Here is a 4,218-nt window from a genome sequence, read left to right as displayed (position 1 = left end):
TCCCGTGAAGCGTCAACCCCATTCAGCGACCATTCTAAAAAAGTGGCGTGGTGAGGAATCGCCGTCCGTTTTACGGCGGCGAGGATGTCAACTAGCACGATAGGAGAATGTTAATCAATGTTAACGTTTTTGTCAATCTTAGGCGAACTTAACATTAATGCCCCCCAGATATAGACTAGACAAAGAAAATTAACATATACATTGCCGAGACGACTAACTGAGTAAACATCACGGGTAGGCCGTAGCGCAGAAAGGTATGAAAGGTAATTTTGCCCCCGTGTTGTTCAGCGATGCCGGCGGCGACAATATTAGAAGAAGCTCCCACTAAAGTACCATTACCCCCTAGGGTAGCCCCATACATCATCGCGTAGAAAAGCGGTAAAACTTCCGGGGGAAAAGAACCAGCATAATCGGGAGAAAGAACTTCTGTCCCGACTAAATTAACATTAACAAGGTACTGTTTCAGTAGTGGAACCATGGCCACCACTAGGGGAATATTGGGAACGACACTGGAAATCAAACCGACAAAAAACAGCAAGACTAGAGAACCTAAAAAGATATTTTTGCCTAAAATTATCGCCAGAAATCCCGATAAACTATTAACTACCCCAGTTTTTTCTAAGCCGCCAATTAGGACAAAAATCGACATAAAAAATAATAGGGTACTCCAGTCCACATCCCGGAGAATATTATGAACCGTATCGATTTTCGATTGCTGGGCTAAAAGTAGGGCTAAAGTGGCCCCCATCAAAGCAACGGCCGCGGGAGAAATGGGTACGGGAAAAGATTCACCGACGACGAATAAAAATAAGACTAAAAAGACGATAATTCCCCCCACCGCTAAGACGCGAGGATGATTAATTTTCGGATGGGGTAATTCTTCTAAATGCTCGAATTTTGTCCGCCAGATTTTCGGGAATAACCAAGGTAACATAACCAGAATGGTAATGACTGCCAGCGCACCACCTAAACTCAAACGCTGTAGGTATTCCATGAAGGTTATATTAATAGAATCACCGACGATATAAGTAGCGGGATCACCAACAATCGTTAATAACCCGGAACTGTTGGCCACGAAAACCATCAGGATTAAGAGCGGCACAAAATCCACACCGATATCTTGAGCTAAGGGAGGAATCAGCGGGGCTAATAACATCACCGTGGTAGCGTTGGGTAATACCGCACAGATTGGGGTAGTAATGGCGACAATTCCTATTAGTAATAATTTGCCCTGTCCCTTGGCTAAAAGCACCATTTGTGCTGCTAAATAATCAAAAATTTTCGTTGGTTCAAAGGCTCTCACTAACACCATTACCCCAAAAAATAGGGCGAGAGTGGCATAACTGCGACTGATATAACCGATCGCCTCCTGGAGAGTCATGATATGGGTAAAAACTAAGATTAAAGCCCCCAGTAAAGCCGCTACGGTAATATGAAGCCACTCGAACATAATCACCACAATGACTGCAATAAAAGTCATTGCAGCAATCCACATTGGTAAAGATTCCAGCATTTTTGATCCTGTTTTTACTTTCGGTTTCTCGATACGACTAAAAGTTTGCCCGAATGTACAGCAAACTCACAAAAAATATGGTTATCGACGGAAAATCTTAAAATTGTTGTGATCGGTGAACCTGCATGAGAATCCCCATATACAATGTCTCCTGTAAGTTATCACTATCAAGTAGTATCAGCGACATAACTGAACCGATCAAGACATTGCTAGGAATGTAGTGATGTTTCAGTCTTCCCCCCCACGCCGACGAAGTTAGCTGACGGGCTAGGATAGAGAGATATCCTTTTCTAGGCTAAAAAATCTAGAAATACGCCCCCAAATGTGGTTCCTCCGCTCCGAATTTGTCTAGCTAATATCTAGCATAGAAACTTGGATTAGGCTGACTTACTCTATTTAGTGATCCACCATAGCATACTAACCTCAAAAAAAAACGATATAGCTCTATACTAGACCTATCCTGTCGGTTATCCCCCGGGTTGCTAGGATAGAACAGTGATAAGCTAATAGCTAACGACTGACCGCCATAGCGGCCACATCAGAAATTTCTATGAATAGAAGACCTCGTTATACTCCTCCCCGATCGCGCGATCGTGATTATGACCGCTCCTATGGTGATGACTCCCGCGCTTCGACCTCCGGAGGCCTATTGGCCAAATTAAACTATGCCATGATCGCCCTGATTGGTGGTATTTTTGTACTAGGGGTGGGTCTCGGTCTGGTATTCAGTTCTACCGCTAATTTTAGCCCCGAAAACGTCGCTTCCCGGGAAGTAATCGATCGCAGCGCCCCCAATGCGGAATTATGCGTGCAATTTGGGGCCAGTGCCATTGTCACCGATTTGCGGGTTTATGTCACTCTTAACCCCTTTAATGTTTTTGTTACCCAACCAGTCATGGAACCCGGTTGCGTTTTGCGACGCAATAACTGGTCAATTTTAGAACAACAAAAATTAGTCGATGGACAGCAGGTACAAAGTTGTAAAAACCGGATGAATACCTTTGGTTATACCGGTCCCTTGGAAGGCAAACCGAAAATCGATTGTATCTTCCAAAATGAAGCCGGGGGCAATCTTTTTGTTAATCCCGCCGGTGCTGTTGGCCCCAGACCAGATACAGATAAATTCTAAACCGGAAAAGATCGTTCTTCTGACCACTGACTCCTAATTAACTGCGTTGATTTTTACAAGAGGTCTAATGAGTTAGCCATTGGCCCGTAGTCACTACAAAAATTCCGCCAGCTTTTTTTAAAAAAGGCTGAATTTTATCGATCAGACGACCAAGTTGTTCGTCACTATTACAAACCGTCATAATGTAGTTACCACTGTAATCACAATCCAAGTCATCACAGGATAAACCTCGATCACCTTTTCCCGAAGTACTGCCAAAGACGGTATAACCGGAAACTCCGACAACATCAAGAGCGCTTAAGGTTTCTTCCAAAAAAGCATGACTAACAATTATATCTACTTTTTTGACAGTTTGTAGGGAAGGATGCGGGGATTCAAGCATGGTAGTTAAGTAAAAAAGGGACAAGTGAAAGAGAAAAATTTTGACAGGAATTATTGAAAAACAGCCGGGCCTTTTAGACTCCACAGCCAATGATTTTGATCATCTCTAGGTACAGAGGAATACCGATGATGATATTGAAAGGAAAAGTTAAAGCCAAGGCCATAGAAACGTATAAACTAGGATTCGCTTCGGGAACAGTCATTCTCATGGCCGCAGGAACAGCAATATAAGAGGCACTGGCACACAAAACAGCGAATAATAAAGCATTGCCCTGTTCAAATCCGAGAACCTTAGCGATGAGAATGCCAACCATAGCATTGATGACGGGAATGAGCACCGCAAAACCGATGAGAAAAGAACCAGTTTTGCCTAATTCTCGGATTCTTTTCGCCGCCACTAATCCCATATCAAGGAGAAAGAAAGTTAACGCACCATAAAAAATCTCTTGGGTGAAAGGTTGTAATTTTTCCCAGCCTTTTTCCCCCGTGAGCATACCAACAACAACGCTACCGACTAAGAGAAATACCGAACCATTTAAAAAGGCTTCATGTAAAACTTTTGACCAAGAAAACGCTTCTTCTTCGCCATTTTTCTCTTTAAAGACTCGCACCAGGATTAAACCCACTACAATCGCCGGCGATTCCATTAAAGCTAAGGCCGCTACCATATGACCGCCATAGGAAATATGAAGTTTTTCTAAAAAAGAACTGGCGGTGATGAAAGTAACGGCACTAATGGAACCATAGGCTGCCGCGATCGCTGCTGCATTGGCACTATCGAGTTTAATTTTCAGGATAAAGAAAGTGTAAATGGGAACGATGCAAGCCATAACCACAGAGGCAATCAAAGTTAAAGCGATTTGGTTATTGATGCCACTTTCCGCTAGTTCATAACCTCCCTTGAAACCAATCGCCATCAAAAGATAGAGAGAAAAGAGTTTAGGCAGTGGTTGGGGAATCTCTAGGTCGGATTTAAAAAATACTGCCAGCATTCCTAAGAAAAAGAACAAAACCGGCGGATTGAGAATATTGAACAGGATTAAGCTGCCATCCATAGGTTTGCGTACATTGAGTTATTTCAATCTATACTATTCGATTTTGAGAATTATCGAAAATTTGGGTTAAAACCCCGTCCTTTGAGGACGGCTTTAAGCTACAATGGAAAAAGCGATAACCAAGCTAAAAACTGAACCTT

Annotated in this window: 4 protein-coding genes and 1 riboswitch; of the genes, 1 reads left to right on the top strand and 3 read right to left on the bottom strand. The window is 42.9% G+C overall.

The genetic code is table 11. The features are described 5' to 3' along the window. Positions 1-175: 175 nt before the first annotated feature. The gene (locus BGL89_RS16585) at positions 176-1,513 is read right to left on the bottom strand and encodes an ArsB/NhaD family transporter (protein ID WP_286826645.1); all 1,338 of its coding nucleotides are present in this window, start codon (positions 1,511-1,513) and stop codon (positions 176-178) included. 229 nt (positions 1,514-1,742) lie between these two features. Then, a riboswitch (cyclic di-AMP (ydaO/yuaA leader) is annotated at positions 1,743-1,873 on the bottom strand. 190 nt (positions 1,874-2,063) lie between these two features. On the opposite strand from BGL89_RS16585, the gene BGL89_RS16580 reads away from it, so the two are divergent. Next, positions 2,064-2,642 carry a DUF3172 domain-containing protein gene (locus BGL89_RS16580; RefSeq protein ID WP_286826644.1) on the top strand — a complete coding sequence of 193 codons (579 nt, stop codon included), beginning with the start codon at positions 2,064-2,066 and terminating at the stop codon, positions 2,640-2,642. Positions 2,643-2,706: 64 nt separating this feature from the next. Here BGL89_RS16580 and BGL89_RS16575 read toward each other — a convergent pair whose 3' ends face one another. Then, positions 2,707-3,024 (bottom strand): P-II family nitrogen regulator, encoded by a 318-nt coding sequence (locus tag BGL89_RS16575; RefSeq protein ID WP_286826643.1) that lies wholly within the window; start codon positions 3,022-3,024, stop codon positions 2,707-2,709. Between the two features lie 73 nt (positions 3,025-3,097). Next, positions 3,098-4,078 (bottom strand): sodium-dependent bicarbonate transport family permease, encoded by a 981-nt coding sequence (locus tag BGL89_RS16570; protein WP_286826642.1) that lies wholly within the window; start codon positions 4,076-4,078, stop codon positions 3,098-3,100. Positions 4,079-4,218 lie beyond the last annotated feature (140 nt).

The sequence above is a fragment of the Microcystis sp. LSC13-02 genome (genome assembly GCA_002282935.1).
In the GTDB taxonomy this organism is placed as follows: Bacteria; Cyanobacteriota; Cyanobacteriia; order Cyanobacteriales; family Microcystaceae; genus Microcystis.
This window is presented reverse-complemented; position numbering and strand designations above follow the sequence as displayed.